Annotated in this window: 16 protein-coding genes and 1 pseudogene; 10 read left to right on the top strand and 7 right to left on the bottom strand. The window is 57.2% G+C overall.

Features of this window, described 5'->3' with window-relative positions:
- Positions 1-8: 8 nt before the first annotated feature.
- Positions 9-1,043, bottom strand: coding sequence for an alcohol dehydrogenase AdhP (gene adhP, locus JAO32_RS00935; RefSeq protein WP_334236667.1), 1,035 nt, complete (start codon positions 1,041-1,043; stop codon positions 9-11).
- 101 nt (positions 1,044-1,144) lie between these two features.
- Here adhP and JAO32_RS00930 point away from each other — a divergent pair, with 101 nt between their 5' ends.
- Together JAO32_RS00930 and JAO32_RS00925 are read left to right on the top strand one after the other, a co-directional pair.
- On the top strand, positions 1,145-2,095 hold the full coding sequence (locus tag JAO32_RS00930; protein ID WP_443082566.1) for a pseudouridine synthase: 951 nt from the start codon (positions 1,145-1,147) through the stop codon (positions 2,093-2,095).
- 113 nt (positions 2,096-2,208) lie between these two features.
- A complete protein-coding gene (locus JAO32_RS00925) occupies positions 2,209-3,057 on the top strand; it encodes an aldo/keto reductase (protein ID WP_334236665.1) in 849 nt (282 codons plus the stop codon).
- Positions 3,058-3,108: 51 nt separating this feature from the next.
- Here JAO32_RS00925 and JAO32_RS00920 read toward each other — a convergent pair whose 3' ends face one another.
- Positions 3,109-4,002 carry an AraC family transcriptional regulator gene (locus tag JAO32_RS00920; RefSeq protein ID WP_334236664.1) on the bottom strand — a complete coding sequence of 298 codons (894 nt, stop codon included), beginning with the start codon at positions 4,000-4,002 and terminating at the stop codon, positions 3,109-3,111.
- 105 nt (positions 4,003-4,107) lie between these two features.
- On the opposite strand from JAO32_RS00920, the gene JAO32_RS00915 reads away from it, so the two are divergent.
- Both JAO32_RS00915 and JAO32_RS00910 read left to right on the top strand, forming a co-directional pair.
- A complete protein-coding gene (locus JAO32_RS00915) occupies positions 4,108-4,278 on the top strand; it encodes a hypothetical protein (protein ID WP_334236663.1) in 171 nt (56 codons plus the stop codon).
- A gap of 17 nt (positions 4,279-4,295) precedes the next feature.
- Positions 4,296-4,769: a nuclear transport factor 2 family protein gene (locus JAO32_RS00910; RefSeq protein ID WP_334236662.1), complete on the top strand. Its 474-nt coding sequence runs from the start codon at positions 4,296-4,298 to the stop codon at positions 4,767-4,769.
- A gap of 96 nt (positions 4,770-4,865) precedes the next feature.
- Here JAO32_RS00910 and JAO32_RS00905 read toward each other — a convergent pair whose 3' ends face one another.
- Both JAO32_RS00905 and JAO32_RS00900 read right to left on the bottom strand, forming a co-directional pair.
- A complete protein-coding gene (locus tag JAO32_RS00905; RefSeq protein ID WP_334236661.1) occupies positions 4,866-7,490 on the bottom strand; it encodes an ABC transporter permease in 2,625 nt (874 codons plus the stop codon).
- Positions 7,491-7,499: 9 nt separating this feature from the next.
- Entirely contained in the window at positions 7,500-7,844 is a 345-nt protein-coding gene (locus JAO32_RS00900; RefSeq protein ID WP_334236660.1) for a PadR family transcriptional regulator, read from the bottom strand.
- Between the two features lie 142 nt (positions 7,845-7,986).
- On the opposite strand from JAO32_RS00900, the gene JAO32_RS00895 reads away from it, so the two are divergent.
- The 5 genes and pseudogenes from JAO32_RS00895 to moeB all read left to right on the top strand — a co-directional run bounded on the left by JAO32_RS00895 (position 7,987) and on the right by moeB (position 12,731).
- Entirely contained in the window at positions 7,987-8,892 is a 906-nt protein-coding gene (locus tag JAO32_RS00895; protein ID WP_334236659.1) for a pyridoxamine 5'-phosphate oxidase family protein, read from the top strand.
- Positions 8,893-8,985: 93 nt separating this feature from the next.
- Positions 8,986-10,638 carry a CTP synthase gene (locus JAO32_RS00890; RefSeq protein ID WP_334236658.1) on the top strand — a complete coding sequence of 551 codons (1,653 nt, stop codon included), beginning with the start codon at positions 8,986-8,988 and terminating at the stop codon, positions 10,636-10,638.
- A 108-nt stretch (positions 10,639-10,746) separates the two neighbouring features.
- A complete protein-coding gene (locus JAO32_RS00885) occupies positions 10,747-11,175 on the top strand; it encodes a Mov34/MPN/PAD-1 family protein (protein WP_083345324.1) in 429 nt (142 codons plus the stop codon).
- 62 nt (positions 11,176-11,237) lie between these two features.
- Positions 11,238-11,495, top strand: a pseudogene (locus JAO32_RS00880) (MoaD/ThiS family protein); the annotation flags it as partial.
- A 36-nt stretch (positions 11,496-11,531) separates the two neighbouring features.
- The gene (gene moeB / locus JAO32_RS00875) at positions 11,532-12,731 is read left to right on the top strand and encodes a molybdopterin-synthase adenylyltransferase MoeB (protein WP_443082565.1); all 1,200 of its coding nucleotides are present in this window, start codon (positions 11,532-11,534) and stop codon (positions 12,729-12,731) included.
- Positions 12,732-12,799: 68 nt separating this feature from the next.
- Here the strand turns inward: moeB and JAO32_RS00870 are convergent, their stop codons facing one another.
- Entirely contained in the window at positions 12,800-13,285 is a 486-nt protein-coding gene (locus tag JAO32_RS00870; RefSeq protein WP_334236657.1) for a nuclear transport factor 2 family protein, read from the bottom strand.
- Positions 13,286-13,360: 75 nt separating this feature from the next.
- On the opposite strand from JAO32_RS00870, the gene JAO32_RS00865 reads away from it, so the two are divergent.
- A complete protein-coding gene (locus JAO32_RS00865) occupies positions 13,361-13,813 on the top strand; it encodes a DsrE family protein (RefSeq protein WP_334236656.1) in 453 nt (150 codons plus the stop codon).
- A 62-nt stretch (positions 13,814-13,875) separates the two neighbouring features.
- Here the strand turns inward: JAO32_RS00865 and JAO32_RS00860 are convergent, their stop codons facing one another.
- Positions 13,876-14,301 (bottom strand): DNA-binding protein, encoded by a 426-nt coding sequence (locus JAO32_RS00860; RefSeq protein WP_334236655.1) that lies wholly within the window; start codon positions 14,299-14,301, stop codon positions 13,876-13,878.
- A gap of 99 nt (positions 14,302-14,400) precedes the next feature.
- Positions 14,401-15,690, bottom strand: a complete 1,290-nt coding sequence (locus tag JAO32_RS00855) for an alkaline phosphatase family protein (RefSeq protein WP_334236654.1) — start codon at positions 15,688-15,690, stop codon at positions 14,401-14,403.
- Positions 15,691-15,706 lie beyond the last annotated feature (16 nt).

Genomic DNA, 15,706 nt, shown 5'->3' with positions numbered 1-15,706 from the left:
TTCCGGTTTTATTCGGACGCAATTTCCATGACGATGCGACCGTCGATTTTGCCTGCAATCATGCGGTCAAAGATGCTGTTAATGTCTTCCAGCTTCTCTGTGGAGTAGGTGGATTTGACCAGCCCCTGTGCAGCGAAATCGAGACATTCTGCCATGTCCATACGCGTGCCCACGATGGAGCCGCGCAGTGTCTTGCGTTGCAGCACCAGATCAAAGATGGACACGGGAAATTCACCCGGCGGCAGGCCCACTAATGACATGGTTCCCATGCGTCGCAGCAGGTTTACGCCGAGAGTGAACGCCGCGGGAGAAACCGCTGTGATCAGTGCGCCGTGGACTCCGCCGCCGGTTGCGGCAATCACCTTGCCTGCAACTTCAGGTTCGTTGGCATCCACGGTAATTTCCGCACCGAGCTTTTTCGCCAGGTCGAGTTTGTCCTGCGCCACATCTACAGCGACGACGTGCATGCCCATCGCTTTGGCATATTGCACCGCCAGATGTCCGAGGCCACCAATGCCGGAGATGGCTACCCATTGGCCCGGTTTCACCTCAGCTTCTTTGAGTCCTTTGTAGACCGTCACACCCGCGCAAAGGATCGGTGCGATGGGAGAGAAACCGATTTTAGGTGGGAGATGGGCTACAAAGCTGGGATTCGCCAGAACGTACTCCGCAAAGCTGCCATTCACGGAATAACCGCTGTTCTTCTGGTAAGGGCAGAGGGTTTCCCAACCTTTGAGGCAGTATTCGCAGACACCGCAGGCACTGTACAGCCAGGGAATGCCGACACGGTCACCTTCGCGTAGGCCCTTCACTCCTGCGCCGACAGCAGCCACGTATCCTGCGCCCTCGTGGCCGGGAATAAAGGGAACAGCAGGCTTCACTGGCCAGTCGCCATGCGCGGCGTGCAGATCTGTGTGGCAGACGCCGGTGGACATGATCTTCAACAGAACTTGTCCCGGGCCGACCTCTGGTAAGGGAACGTCCTCCACACTGAGCGGACTACCGAACTGCCGCACCACTGCCGCTTTCATCGTCTTTGCCATTGCCCATTTCCCTCCATACGACCCAACTTACGCCCGCATGGACCATAAGACTGTGACGGGAAGCACGAAACCGTCAGAAAACTGGGCGATAATAGAACGTGATGACCAAAGTACGTAAGACCGCCGTGAAGGCAGCCAGTCCCGCTAAGAAGTCCACCACTACCGCCAAAGAAGAACCGGTAGGGACTCGGCTGCAAAAGATCCTCGCCGACGCCGGCATTGCCTCGCGTCGCAAAGCCGAAGAACTGATCCTGGAAGGCCGCGTCCATGTGAATGGTGAGATTGTCACCGAACTGGGCACGCGCGCCGATGCCGCGAAAGACCACATCCGAGTGGATGGCAAGCTGTTGCAGGGGCCACAGGAACACCGCTATTTCATGGTGAACAAGCCGCGCGGCTATGTAACAACCATGAGCGATCCGGAACGCCGCGAAACAGTCGTTGATCTACTGAAGGAATCAGCGCGTCTCTCCGGCAAGAAGCTGGATACACGCCTCTATCCGGTTGGCCGACTGGATTACAACTCCGAAGGCCTGCTGCTGATGACGAACGATGGCGACCTTGCCAACTCGCTCTCAAAGGCTGCGAACTCCGTTGAGAAGACTTACCTGGTGAAAGTCGCCGGACGTCCCACGCAAGAGGCTTTGGATCAGCTTCGTCATGGCGTGATGATTGATCGCGGCCGTCTTGCTGAGACCCGTGGCAATCGTCGTGACCGCGTTCTGACAGCACCAGCAAAGGTGGAACTGGCGCGCGGCGGTGAAAATCCCTGGTACGAAGTGACGCTGACGGAAGGCCGCAATCGCCAGCTTCGCAAGATGTTTGAGGAGATCGGACATCACGTGGAAAAGATTCGCCGCATTGGTTACGGCGCGCTGGTGCTGGATATTCCTACCGGCGAATTCCGCGAACTGACGCAGGGCGAAGTGCAGGCACTGGGCCGCGCTGCTGCTGGCAAGAAGGTGGAGCGCAAGCACAAGCTACCGGAAGCCGCCCGACTGAAACAGCCGGGACAGAAGACCGGAAGCCGCGGCGCTCGTCCACGTTTCTAAAACGATCACAAACCCACCCTGCAACGGGTGGGTTTTGATTTCTGGACTGCAAAAAGTTGTGCCACGATGCGCAACGCTGCACCTTCTTGCCTGAAAGCGCCATCCAAACGCGCATGAGCATCCAGAAGACATTCCTCCTCGGTGGCGATCTTGAAATCAATCGCCTTGGTTATGGCGCAATGCGAATCACCGGTGACGGCATCTGGGGGCCACCCAAGGACACGGAAAACGCGAAGAAGGTTTTGAAGCGCGCCGTGGAACTGGGCGTGAACTTCATTGATACCGCCGATAGCTACGGCCCGTATGTGAGTGAAGATCTGATTGGCGAAGCGCTCTCGCCGTACAAGAAGGGTCTGGTAATTGCCACGAAGGCTGGCCTTGCTCGCACGGGTCCGAATAAGTGGTTGCCGTTAGGGCGTCCTGAATATCTGGAGCAGGAGGTGCTGATGAGCCTGCGCCGTTTGAAGACGGACGTGATTGATCTTTGGCAGCTTCATCGCATTGATCCGAAGGTGCCGGTAGAGGAATCGCTGGCGCCCATTGTGGAGTTGCAGAAGAAGGGCAAGATCAAACACATTGGCCTGTCAGAAGTGAATCCGAAGGAGATTGACCAGGCGCGCAAGGTGGCCACCATTGTCTCCGTGCAGAACGAGTACAACCTGAGCCAACGCAAGAGTGAAGAAACACTGAATTATTGCGAGAAGAACAACATCGCTTTCATTCCGTGGTTCCCTGTTGCGTCCGGCAAGCTAGCTAAAGAAGGTGGACCGCTGGAGACGCTGGCGAAGAAACATGACGCTACCGTGTCGCAGCTTTCACTGGCATGGTTGCTGCATCGCAGTCCGGTGATCCTGCCGATTCCGGGGACTTCGTCCATCGAGCATCTGGAAGAAAACGTGAAGGCACAGGATTTGGAACTGAGCGATGCGGAGTGGAAAGAGTTGGAAACCGCCGCGAAGTAACCTTCGTTGGCAAACAAACAAGTCCTGCCCTATACGGGCAGGACTTATGCTTTAGCTGCGCGACCACTCGCCGGGGGTAATGCCGACGCGCTGGCGAAAGGCACGGACGAAGTTTGTGGATGAGGAGAAGCCTGCGTTCTGCGCTACTTCGGCAATGGTTAGCTTTCCTAACTTCAGCAGAGTCTTCGCCCGTTCGATGCGTCGTTCCAGAACGTATTGGTGCGGTGTGACGCCGGTGGTTTCGCGGAAGAGTCGCGCAAAGTGAAATGGGCTGAGTTGCGCTTCTGCTGCAAGCTGTTCCAGACGTACATCGGTGTGGAGATGAAATTCAATCCACTCCAGAACTCGTCGCAGACGTGACAGTGGGATGCCTCCACGTACGTCTTTCAGCGTGACCGATGCATTGGCATGACGGCGCAACAATGTTTGCGCCAGCGACATGCCGAGTAGATCGCCGTAAAGCGATCCTGCAGGCCAGCCTGCTTCCGCTTCCCTGCCCATCTCTGCCAGCAAGGCGCGCAGACCTTCGTCATGCAGATGCCATTGCATGACGATGTGCGGAGCTTTACTGAGGCCAGCCTCTTCCGCGGCACGCTGCATGACTGCGGGAGTTACGGAGACGATTAATCGTTCAGACGTGCCTTCCCAGCGCAGGCGATCGCGCGTGCCTTCCGGCAGCAGGATCAACGAACCGGCGTGCGGCTGTTCGACAGCATTGCGACCTTCGCACCACCACTCCATCTCGACGTCGCCGCGCAGTTGCAGGTGCATGCACAAGCTGCCGTGATCGTGTTCCGGAACTTCTACGGACCCCACCGTGTGGCGCTCCAACACAATGCCCTTCCACGGCGAGTCAGAAGACGTAAGGCGCGGTCTGTTTGCCAGCAGGGGTTCTTCCCTGCTGTTGCGGACCACGATGACGCGTTCTGTGGCGGAAGCAGCCATGCTTCTACTATGCGCCAACCGCACCACAGGATGCAGTTCACCGCAAGATTTGCATATTGCCACCTCGGAGTGCCGCTATACCGGATACAGCGAGGTGAAATCACCATGGCAGACATTACGAAACAGCTCGGCGAAGGCTTCATTCTTACCGTTGGCATTACGCCTCCGGGAAAGAACCGCGAACGCACCGCGGCTCGCTACATCACCGGCATGCTGGCGCTTACGGTAGCGGGTGCTGCGGCAATGTTTGCGTTCATCCTGTCGCGCGTACTTTGAAAAAGGAGAATGGCTTTATGAGCGACGAGACAAGACCTCCGCTGCCTCCCTTCACACACGAAACCGCGATAGAGAAGGTGCGTAAGGCGGAAGACGCATGGAACACACGCGACCCTCAGCGCGTCTCCCTGGCTTATACCTTGGACAGCCGCTGGCGCAACCGTAGCGAGTTCGTGACGGGGCGCGAAGCCATCGTGGCGTTCCTTACGCACAAGTGGCAGCGCGAACACGAATACCGCCTCATCAAGGAGCTGTGGGCATTCACGGACAACCACATCGCAGTCCGCTTCGCCTACGAGTTCCGCGACGACAGTGGCCGGTGGTTCCGCGCGTACGGTAATGAAAATTGGCACTTCGACGCGAACGGCCTCATGGCTCAACGACACGCCAGCATCAACGATATTCCCATCCGCGAAGAAGACCGTCTCTTCCATTGGCCACAAGGCCTGCGGCCGGGCGATCATCCGGGACTCAGCGACCTTGGCTTATAGCAGGCCAAGATCGCACCGAAAAAGCAATAGCCAAGCCCAACCTGCCGGACTTTGCCACATCTGCCTCAGCCCTTCGAAGCAATACCGAGGGGCTGTTTATTCCGTGCGAAGCGCCACCATCGGGTCTACCGCAGCAGCGCGACGTGCGGGAAGCCATGTGCCTGCCACAGCCAACAATGGCAGCGTACACAGGACCAGTACAAAGGTGATGGGGTCGTACTGGGATGTTTGGAACAACTGGCTCTTGGCCAGCTTGGCTGCTCCGAAGGCCAACGGAAGCCCTACACCAATTCCGAGTGCTGCCAACGCACACGCCTGACGTAGCACCATCCAGATGACATCACCCCGATCTGCGCCCAGCGCCATGCGAACGCCGATCTCCTGCGTTCTGCGCGATGTGGCAAACGAGAATACGCCATAGATGCCGATGACACAGAGCAGCAACGCTGCCGCAGCAAACGTACCGAATAAGGTCAATGCGAAGCGTGGTCCCGCGTAGCCATATCGATCCAATAGCTGACGCAGCGAGAGGATATCGCTGATGGGCTGATCCTTATCCATGGAGGTAATGATCTGCCGCACCGTTGGGACCAGGCTTTCCGCAGGCACGGCAGTCGCGATCACAAACGTGTCCATGACCGGCGCCACGGTGTACGGCATGAAGAGATGCGGGAAGGTTTGCTGATAGCCGGGATACGCTGGCAGATTGCCTACGACACCAACGATGGTGAAGGTTGTGTTCTCTGCATCTTCTTTCTCAAAGAGATCAGACCGCACCAGTCGCACCGTTTGCCCGAGCGGGTCTTTGCCCGGCAGATACTTCTTTGCAAAATCGTCCGTCACCACAGCGTCGTGCGCGCCTACTGAGATTTCGCGCTCGTCAATAAAATGGCCCTGCAACAAAGGCAAACCTGAGATTGCAAGATACGTTGGGGTAACCAGATGCAGGTTGCTGACATGGCTTGAATCCACAGGCAGATTGCCTGTTTGAATCTGGCTTCCATAACCATAGAGGAATGGCAGTTCGGCATCGAGTGCCACTGACTGCACACCCGGAACATGACTGATTCGCTCTAACGCCTCACGGAAGAAACGAATCTTGTCTTCCGGTTTGGTGTACCGATGACGCGCAAGCGGCACACGCATCATCAGCGTATGTTCCGGCGGAAAGACGACTGGCACTTTTTCGACGGCGATCATGGAACGCATCATCAGTCCGGCAAGCGTGAGCAGCGCGAGAGACAACGCAATCTCCGCAACGACAAAACCGCTAAGAAGGCGACGGTGACCGCGACTGCCGGTACTGCGCATGCTGGTAAGGACGCCGGAGAGACGCGGGTTTGCACTGTGCCATGCGGGCGATGCGCCAAAGAGAATGACCGCGAAAACAGCCATGCCGATGGATGTCAGCAGCACAGGCACGTTCAGCGAAATCAATGCTTCGTCAGGAATGGTATCGGGAGGGACAAGACGCAGCATGGCCTGCAATCCGCCATATGCAAAGACCAGAGCCACCGGCACAGCGAACAGTGCTAACAGCAGCGACTCCACCATGACCTGACGCACCAGTCGAAGGCGCGATGCTCCGATAGCCGCGCGCAGTACAAACTCGTGTTCGCGCTTTACCGCTCGCGCCAGCAACAGGCTGGAGACATTCACGCAAGCAATCAGCAAGAGAACGAACACTGCGCCCAGCAAGAGGTAAAGCGTTCCTGCAAGGCCGGACTGGAACATTTCGTCAAAGCGCATGATGCCGAAGCGAATGCCTTTGTCATAGCGCCGTGGATCCGACTGAATGAAGTCCTTGAAAACAGTTGCAAGTTGAGCCGACGCCTGGGCTTCTGTCACTCCCGGCTTCAGGCGGCCCACAAGCGTGAAGTGGGAGTGGCCTGCGACCATGGGCTGCGGAGTGATTGCCACAGGAAGGTACACATCCGCACCGCGCCACAGGAATCGCTGCGGCATGACACCGATGATGGTGCGTGCATGGCCATCCACATTGATGACCTGGCCCAGCACCGATTCGCTCGCTCCGAAGTGCGATTTCCAGTAGCGATTGCTGAGGATGGCCACCTCTTCGTGGCCCGGAGAAACATCCTGCTGTGTGGAAGCACGTCCCAGCATGGGTTGTACGCCGAGAACATCAAACGTATTCGCGGTGAGGTAGTTGCCGCGTATCTGCTGTGCCTCTCCTGCGCCCGTAAGAGTGACATTGCCCACCGTGGACGCTGTGACGCCGCTGAAGATACTGGTCTTCTGTTCCAGTTCAAGAAACTGTGATGGTGTGTAGGTATCCCAATAACAACGGCCAAGTCTTGGCGAGCATAACTTCGGCGTGGCGAGCGTGTGGACATCTTTATACGGAAACGGATCCACCAGTACTCCATAGGCAACGCTGAATACCGCCGTGGCTGCTCCCACGCCCAATGCGAGAGTGAGTACGACGATGGCCGTGACTCCGCGTGACTTCCAAAGTTGCCGAAGAGCAAACACTGTATCTGCCCAGAGCGATTCCACCGTCTGCCATTGCCATGCTTCGCGGCCGCGCTGTTCCGTCAGCAACACGTTGCCGAATTGCCTGCGCGCGGCGTGCTCGGCGTCTTTACGCGACATGCCTTCTTCCATCAGTTCGTCGACCTTCTCGTCCAGGTGTTCCTGCACGGAGACGGAAAGATCGTCATAACGGCGACGACGCGAAAAGAGCTGCCTGAGCCATCCCATGGTGAACTCCTAAGCCTTTGCGACCGCAAGCACGCGGGTGATTCCTGCAAACATCTTTTCGAAGCTGGACTTTTCCTGCTCCAGCCGTTTCACACCAGACTTTGTCAGCCGGTAAATGCGTGTGGGACGCCCCTTCGCGGAGACCCCTTCTTCCGCTTCCAACCAGCCTTCGCGCAGCATCCGCTGCAACGCCGGATAGAGCGAGCCCTCTTCAATCTGAAGAAGATCGTCAGAAACCTGCTGGATGTGTTTGACCAGTGCGTAGCCATGCATCGGCTTGATGCGCAGCGAATGCAGGACCATCAGCTCCAACGCACCGGCGAAGAGGTCACGATGTTGAGGGCTCTTTCCCATGTGCGCGAGTCTATACCGCGTATACCTATTTTGGAAATAGGTATGTCAACGAAACTTCATTTTGAGACCTACGGATTGGGTGTATTCCTATCGGTGGGCGTGGACTCGAATCCGGTGTTGTCGGGCCTGAATCTAATAAGCCGTGCATAGCCAATACCATTCCGGGGAACGCGAGGCTCAGCGGCTGGCGGGCGAGCAGGACATTGCGGACGCGCGTGAAGGAATGGTGAGGCCAACGATTCCACGGCAAGTCTTCGAGTGGCTGAGAGAGCAAACGCTTCTTGCGATCGCGACGACGGACTCCGCTGGCCACCTGTGGGCGACTGTTATTCCTGGTAAACCCGGATTTCTTCAGCCGGATCCGAACGGCACCCACCTTTGGATAGAACGCACCATGCCTCCCGCTGTCCTCGCCAATTTAAAGAACAGCGGCAACATCGGCCTGCTTGCAATCGACCTTAATAGCCGCCAGCGCATGCGCATCAACGGAACAGCCACGGCTTTACCCGCTGGTCTCCACGTGAGCGTTCAAGAGGCTTTTTTCAACTGTCCCAAATACATCACGCGGCGTACCGCGCTACCTTCCGCAATCAACAGTGAGACAGCCGAGCGGGAAGGCTCGCAGCTTCTTGCCGAGCATCTACGATTACTCAGTGAGACTGACGTACTCTTCCTGGCGACGACTCATCCTGAGCGCGGTCTGGACGTCTCGCATCGCGGAGGCGATCCCGGCTTTGTTCAGCTTCTGCCGGATGGCCGCATCCGTTTGCCGGATTACACGGGGAATTCGCTTTTCAATAGTCTCGGCAATATTCTGATCGATCCCAGGATCGCGATTGCCATTCCCAATCTGCGGACTGGCACCATTCTTGAGATCACCGGCACCGCCACCATTGAGTGGAACGATCTCGATGAGAACGACAGCACAGGTGGCACACATCGCTTCGTCGATATCGTGCCTGTCGCATGGCGTACAGAGGAGGGTGGCCCCGTATCCCGAGGCGATTCAGAGTTATCGCCCTTCAACCCACATCCGACTGCCGCTTAAGCCGCCCCCACATCACTCGTCTCATTTTTGCTATACTTGATCGTGCACCCCACGCACGGCCAATCACGACAATTCAAAAAGAACGAGGCGGAGATGTCTGCGAAATACATCTTTGTAACCGGCGGCGTTGTGTCTTCACTCGGCAAGGGGCTGGCAGCAGCTTCTATCGGGTGCCTGCTGGAAGCGCGCGGCCTGCGCGTAAACCTGATGAAGTTTGACCCGTATCTGAATGTGGATCCGGGTACTATGTCTCCCTTCCAGCACGGCGAAGTCTTTGTGACGGACGACGGCGCGGAAACCGACCTGGACATGGGTCACTACGAGCGCTTTACCCACGCAAAACTATCGCGCGATAACAACCTGACCAGCGGACGCATCTACGAACAGGTCATCACCAAGGAGCGCCGCGGCGACTACCTGGGCAAGACCGTGCAGGTGATTCCGCACGTTACCAACGAAATCAAGAACGCCATGCGCAAGGTGGCCACGGACTGCGATGTGACGATCGTAGAAATCGGCGGGACGGTGGGTGACATTGAGTCGCTTCCCTTCCTGGAAGCCATCCGCCAGATGCGCCAGGACCTGGGCCGCGACAACACGCTCTTCGTCCATGTGACTCTGGTGCCGTGGATTGCAGCTGCACAGGAACTGAAGACCAAACCGACGCAGCACTCTGTGAAGGAGATGCTGTCCATCGGTATTCAGCCGGACATTCTGCTGTGCCGTTCTGAGCGCAACCTTCCCCGCGAAATGCGTGGCAAGATTGCTGCCTTCTGCAACGTGGAAGAGCGTGCGGTCATCGCTGCTCGCGACGTGGCCAGCATCTATGAACTGCCGCTGGCGTTTGAGGCAGAGCATGTGGATCAGCTTGTGCTGAGCTATCTGCGCATTGATGCCGGTGAAGCGGACCTGACAAAGTGGCGCGAACTGGTTCACAAGGCGTACCACCCGAAGGACGAAGTCCACATTGGCATCGTGGGCAAGTATGTCGAGTACGAGGACAGCTATAAGTCGCTGAAGGAAGCGCTGGTTCACGGTGCTCTGGATGCGAACCTGAAGCTGAAGGTGACGTGGATTGAAGCCGAAGGGCTGGAGACCGATGACAAGAGCTACGAGCAGCAGCTTGATACGTTCGACGGCATTCTGGTTCCCGGTGGCTTTGGCAAGCGCGGCATTGAAGGCATGCTGAATGCCATCCGTTATGCACGTGAGAGCGAAACGCCGTACTTCGGCATCTGCCTGGGCATGCAAACGGCTTGCATTGAGTACGCACGCAACGTGGCAGGGCTGAAGGATGCCAACTCGTCCGAGTTTGATCCTGCAACGCCGCACCGCATCATCTATAAGCTGCGCGAACTGACCGGCGTGGAAGAGATGGGGGGAACCATGCGCCTGGGTGCATGGACATGCGTGATGGAGCCTGATTCAAAGGCTGCACAAGCCTATGGAACCACCGAGATCAGCGAGCGCCACCGTCATCGTTACGAGTTCAACCGCGAGTACGAGCCCGTCCTGACCGGAGCGGGTTTGCGGCTGACCGGAACGACGCCGGACGCCACCTATGTTGAGATCGTGGAAATTCCCACGCACCCGTACTTTGTGGCCTGCCAGTTCCATCCGGAATTCAAATCGAAGCCGCTGGAGCCGCATCCGCTGTTCCGCGAATTCGTGAAGGCAAGCTACAAAAACCGCATGGGCCGCGGTCGCGCTCTCTCGCAGGAGTCGTTGACGGGTATCGCGCAGTAATAACTGGTTTGAAACCTGGACCGCCGCGGCAAACCACGCCGCGGCGGTTTTGCGTGACGCAGAATGCTGCATCCTCCGCGTACGTTGTACGATCAAAAGAGAGACACAATGTTGAAGCTGAGCCAATCCGACTACGAAGCACTGCGCGCACATGGCGAGGAAACCTATCCGCACGAATGTTGCGGCATTCTTCTGGGTCATGCGGGCGAAGTGAATCAAGTGGTTGAGATTATGCGTGCGGGCAACACCCGCACCGACTCTGCACACAACCGCTATCACATTGCGCCACAGGAACTGATCAAGGCGCAGCGTGAGGGACGGAAGAAAGGGCTGGATATTGTTGGCTTCTACCATTCGCATCCTGATCATCCGGCACAATGGTCCGTTACGGACTTTGCCGAAGCCCACTGGTTCGGCTGTAGCTACGTCATCACGGCCGTAGCGCAGGGCAAGGCCGAGGTGACGAATGCATTCCTTCTGCGCGGCACCAGCGAAGAGGACAAGCAGTTTGAGGACGAAGAGATCGTCGTCGGCTAGTTCACTTCACCCGGAACACCCCGCTGCATCCAACAACATGCAGTCGTAATCCAAAGGAAGTTATGACGATTCTGATTCCAACACCGCTGCGTGGTTTTACGGACAACAAGTCCACCGTTGATGTGACCGCAGCCAATGTCAAAGAAGCTCTTGCCGCGCTGACTGAAGCGCATCCCGCCATCAAGGGCCATCTGTTCACCGCCGAAGGCAAGCTCCGCTCCTTCGTGAACGTCTATGTGAACGACGACGATATCCGCGACCTGCCCGGCAAGGATGAGACACCGCTGAACGCAGGCGATGAAATCTCCATCATCCCGTCCATTGCTGGCGGCGCACCTGCGATTGCAGAAGAGGCTATCGCCGAAGAACTGCCTACGCTGACGAATGAAGAGATTGCGCGCTACTCTCGCCACCTGATCCTGCCGGAAGTGGGCATGGATGGCCAGCGCAAGCTGAAGGCGGCGAAGGTTCTGTGCGTGGGCACGGGCGGACTGGGCGCGCCGCTGGCTCTGTATCTTGCAGCAGCAGGCGTGGGCACCATTGGCCTTGTCGATTTCGATGTAGTCGACGAGAGCAACCTGCAGCGCCAGATCATCCACTCGCAGCAGACTGTGGGTCAGCTGAAGGTCGACAGTGCCGAACAGATGCTGAAGGGCCTGAACAAGAACATCAATGTTGTGAAGCACAACACGATGTTGACCTCAGCGAATGCTCTTGAGATCTTCAAGGATTACGACGTCATTGCTGACGGCACCGACAACTTCCAGACGCGTTACCTGGTAAACGATGCCTGCGTTCTGACCGGCAAGCCGAATGCTTACGGCTCCATCTTCCGCTTTGAGGGACAGGCATCCGTCTTCGCTACGGAAGAAGGCCCCTGCTATCGCTGCCTGTACCCCGAACCGCCGCCGCCGGGACTGGTTCCTTCATGCGCTGAGGGTGGGGTACTTGGCATTCTGCCCGGCCTTGTGGGTGTGATTCAGGCAACGGAAGTCATCAAGCTGATCCTTGGCATTGGCGAGCCGCTCATTGGCCGTCTGCTGCTGGTGGATTCGCTTGGTATGACCTTCCGCACGCTGAAGCTGCGCAAGAACCCGAACTGCCCCGCCTGCGGCACGCACGAGATCAAGGAACTGATTGATTACAACCAGTTCTGCGGTATCGCTGCACCGACCGAAGTTGGCCCGTTGGAAGTGGCTTCGCATGGCGTGGTGACTGGACTGGAAAATAAGGACGGCATTCCGCAGATCAGCGTGGAAGAGCTGAAGGCCAAGCGCGAAGAAGGTAAGGCGTTCATCCTGGACGTCCGCGAGCCGCATGAAGCACAGATTGTCTCCATTGGTGCTCAACTGATTCCTGTTGGAGAACTGGAGCAGCGCATTGGCGAGATTGCTTCGCACAAGAACGATGAAGTGCTCGTTCACTGCAAGAGCGGCGCGCGTTCTCAGAAGGCTTCCCTCATCCTGAAAAACGCTGGCTTCACGAATGTGAAGAACGTTGCCGGTGGCATTCTGGCATGGGCCGATCGCATTGATCCGAGCCTGCCGAAATACTAATCAAGAACTACAAGAGCGAAACCGGCGTCTCTGATGAGACGCCGGTTTTACTTTGTGCAGGGATACGTTTATTTCGCAGGACACGTTTTCGTACCGGTATCAGCAACGCTGGCGATCTTCCACGTACCGTCGACACGCACCATGTTGAATAGGTCGGTGCCGCAGTGATCGACCTTGCCATCCACAAGGAAATCAAAGGGCGCCCAAACCACTGCGAGATCATTGTCGATGCGGATCAGCGGGTCGTGGATGCGTTCCTCAATTTTTGTGGTGCCGGGTTTGCCGACGCGCGTTGCAAAGTCGGTGAAGGTCATCTGCGCGGCTTTGCCATCGCGCATGAGGACCATCGTTCCACCGGGAAGCGTGGGAGCAGCAATGGCTGCGGCATCGCGCTTCGCCATGCCGTCAAACATGGCCTGGATGGGCGCGAGCACTGCCTGCTCGGTCGGACTCTGAGCCATGCTGACTGCAGCCGGAAGAAGCAGTGCAAACGCAACCACCGAAGTAAGAGAACGTACGCGATGCGGATTCATGCGCCCGATTTTATCGCTCAAGATCATCGGAATTCCTCATAAATCTTCGGGAATTCGATATGCTTGCAGAAACGTCACCACGAAGGGAATCGTTGCATGAAACGCATCGCCGCACTTACCGCTTCCATCCTTCTTATGCCTGCGGCTGTTCTCGCGCAGCAGGCTGCTGCACCGGCTGCTCCGCCCGTGCCGCCTACGCAAAAGGTTCTGATCCATGTCCACTCGAACGATCCCAAGGTGTGGCAGGCTTCGCTGGATAAGGCCGATAGCATCATGTCCACAGCGCCGAAAGGCACCGCAGTGGTAGAGATTCTGGCTACAGGCGACGGCTTGAAGCTGGTGAACAAGGACTTGCAGGGACAGGGCATTGTCACCGGCTCGCTGGATAAAGACGTGAGCTTTGTGGCCTGCCACGCTTCCATGAAAGCTAACCACATGGAGATCAGCCAGCTTCACTCCGGCGTAGGCACTGTGCCTTCTGGTGGGCGTGAAAAGGCTATGAAGAAGGCTGAAGGCTGGACCGTGCTGGACGAGACGGAAGCCAAGTAAAGACCGTTCTGAACAGGAAATGCCCGGCGAACCGCCGGGCATTTTCATTTAGCGACCAAGAATTATGCCGCGGATTTGTGAACGTGAAGCCCGCGTTTCCGTGCGGAACTTTTCGTCTGTTTCGACAACGCCTCATGGCTGGCAGCAGACCTCGGTTCCTTTTTCAGTGCAGTCAATCTGGCGCGACCGCGCTTTGTGTGACCTTCCTCGCCTGTCTGAGGATCTGTCTTGCCTTTCTCCCTATCCAGTTCCGCCTTATGGCGTGTCTCCGCAGAAGTGGTCTCCGCAGACGGCGGGCCCAACGGAATCCCAGCGCGACGAGCTTTGCTGAGGCCGATGGCAATAGCTTGTTTGGCGTTGCGCGCTCCGTGCTTGCCTTCGCGGATGTGATCCATCTCCTCGCGAACGAATTCACCCGCCGCTGTGGAGGGAGACTTCCCTTCCCTCAAATCCTCTTTTGCGGCCTGCATCGTGGCTTTTTCCGGCATTACGACACCTCCTTTACTCGCACACATTCGGATGCGGCATGGGAGTGGCCGCGTGCGCTGAAGGAGGACGCTAGACATGCGACGAAGTGCGTCACACAACTACTTTTTCAATGCTGGCAAAAGCGGCTTTACGGTACCGTCATTCGGTGCGGGCTTCAGGTCCAGCAGCTTCGACACGAAGTCATACACATCCAGATTGCTGAAAGAAGAGAGCTTTACGCCTTTGCGAATATCCGGCCCCGTTGCCAGGAAGAAGGCTTTCATCTCTGGCATGCGCGTTACGTCGTAACCATGGTCGCCTAGGTCTTCACGAGGACTGGTTGCGTGAGAGTGCGCGATGTATGGCCCATTGGGGATCACTACCGGATCGCCGTTGCGCGGGTTGTCGCGCAAGTGCAAATAAGCAGGAGTATCTTTGCGGTGGTACACGGTGAAGCGTGGATCAGGATGCGCGCGAAACTGCTCATAGAGCGATTGCGCTTCCGCTTCCGTCTTTGGATAGAAGGACCACTCGACGACCTTGGTATCTTTCAGATCGACGTACTGATCCCACTGAATCCAGTTGTTGTCATTGAGAATCATGCCGTGGTCCGACACGATGATGAGGTCCACCGGCAGTCCTGTTGCGTTCAAACGAGCACGCAGTTCGCCCATGAGCGAGTCGACGATATGAACGGCTTCATGTTCCTGGACGGAATCCGGGCCGTACCAGTGGCCTGCATGATCTGCAGTGGGCATATAAAACGTGATCAGATGAGGCCGCTGCGCAGCAGGTAACTTCAGCCATGCAATGACCTGTTCCACGCCGACGTGGCCGTCTAGCTGGTCTTCAAACTTTGCATAGCTGTTGGGACGATAGCCAGCAACCTCAGCCTCTGATCCCGGCCACATGAACGTTGCTGCGCGCATGCCCTGCTGGCGAGCCAGCGACCACAATGGCACACCGCCGTACCAGCTTCCATCGCCGCTGGTCTTGGGGTCTTTGTACTGGTAAGTCTCATCTCTCGCAGGATCATAAAAGCTGTTACGCACAATGCCGTGATGCTCCGGCAGTAAGCCTGTCACGAGTGTCCAGTGATTCGGAAATGTCAGCGACGGGTACGAGGGCAACATGCCGTCAGGAGCGCTGGCTCCCACTCTCGCAAGGTCCTGCAGATGGGGAGCGCCGTGCAGCTTCGGGTAGTCGTAGCGGAAGCCATCAAGCGAAACCAGCACCACGTAATGTTGCTTCATGGCATGCGCATTGTTCGGTGTGCCACCGGTATCGACGATGAGGTTCGGCATGGGGTGCGCGGAACCGTACGCCGGATGCTTGACCTGCGCGGCAAGATTTGCGGTGGCCAGAACAAGAGTGGAAGCTGCGACAAGAGTGCGAAAAACAGAAAACATGGGCAATTACCAGTGT

Source organism: Terriglobus sp. ADX1 (assembly GCF_036877645.1).
Classification (GTDB): Bacteria; Acidobacteriota; Terriglobia; order Terriglobales; family Acidobacteriaceae; genus Terriglobus.
This window is presented reverse-complemented; position numbering and strand designations above follow the sequence as displayed.

Coding starts and splice junctions, on each gene's coding strand:
- adhP (WP_334236667.1), bottom strand. CDS start 1,043: ATGGCAAAGACGATGAAAGCGGCAGTGGTGCGGCAGTTCGGTAGTCCG.
- JAO32_RS00930 (WP_443082566.1), top strand. CDS start 1,145: ATGACCAAAGTACGTAAGACCGCCGTGAAGGCAGCCAGTCCCGCTAAG.
- JAO32_RS00925 (WP_334236665.1), top strand. CDS start 2,209: ATGAGCATCCAGAAGACATTCCTCCTCGGTGGCGATCTTGAAATCAAT.
- JAO32_RS00920 (WP_334236664.1), bottom strand. CDS start 4,002: ATGGCTGCTTCCGCCACAGAACGCGTCATCGTGGTCCGCAACAGCAGG.
- JAO32_RS00915 (WP_334236663.1), top strand. CDS start 4,108: ATGGCAGACATTACGAAACAGCTCGGCGAAGGCTTCATTCTTACCGTT.
- JAO32_RS00910 (WP_334236662.1), top strand. CDS start 4,296: ATGAGCGACGAGACAAGACCTCCGCTGCCTCCCTTCACACACGAAACC.
- JAO32_RS00905 (WP_334236661.1), bottom strand. CDS start 7,490: ATGGGATGGCTCAGGCAGCTCTTTTCGCGTCGTCGCCGTTATGACGAT.
- JAO32_RS00900 (WP_334236660.1), bottom strand. CDS start 7,844: ATGGGAAAGAGCCCTCAACATCGTGACCTCTTCGCCGGTGCGTTGGAG.
- JAO32_RS00890 (WP_334236658.1), top strand. CDS start 8,986: ATGTCTGCGAAATACATCTTTGTAACCGGCGGCGTTGTGTCTTCACTC.
- JAO32_RS00885 (WP_083345324.1), top strand. CDS start 10,747: ATGTTGAAGCTGAGCCAATCCGACTACGAAGCACTGCGCGCACATGGC.
- JAO32_RS00865 (WP_334236656.1), top strand. CDS start 13,361: ATGAAACGCATCGCCGCACTTACCGCTTCCATCCTTCTTATGCCTGCG.
- JAO32_RS00860 (WP_334236655.1), bottom strand. CDS start 14,301: ATGCCGGAAAAAGCCACGATGCAGGCCGCAAAAGAGGATTTGAGGGAA.
- JAO32_RS00855 (WP_334236654.1), bottom strand. CDS start 15,690: ATGTTTTCTGTTTTTCGCACTCTTGTCGCAGCTTCCACTCTTGTTCTG.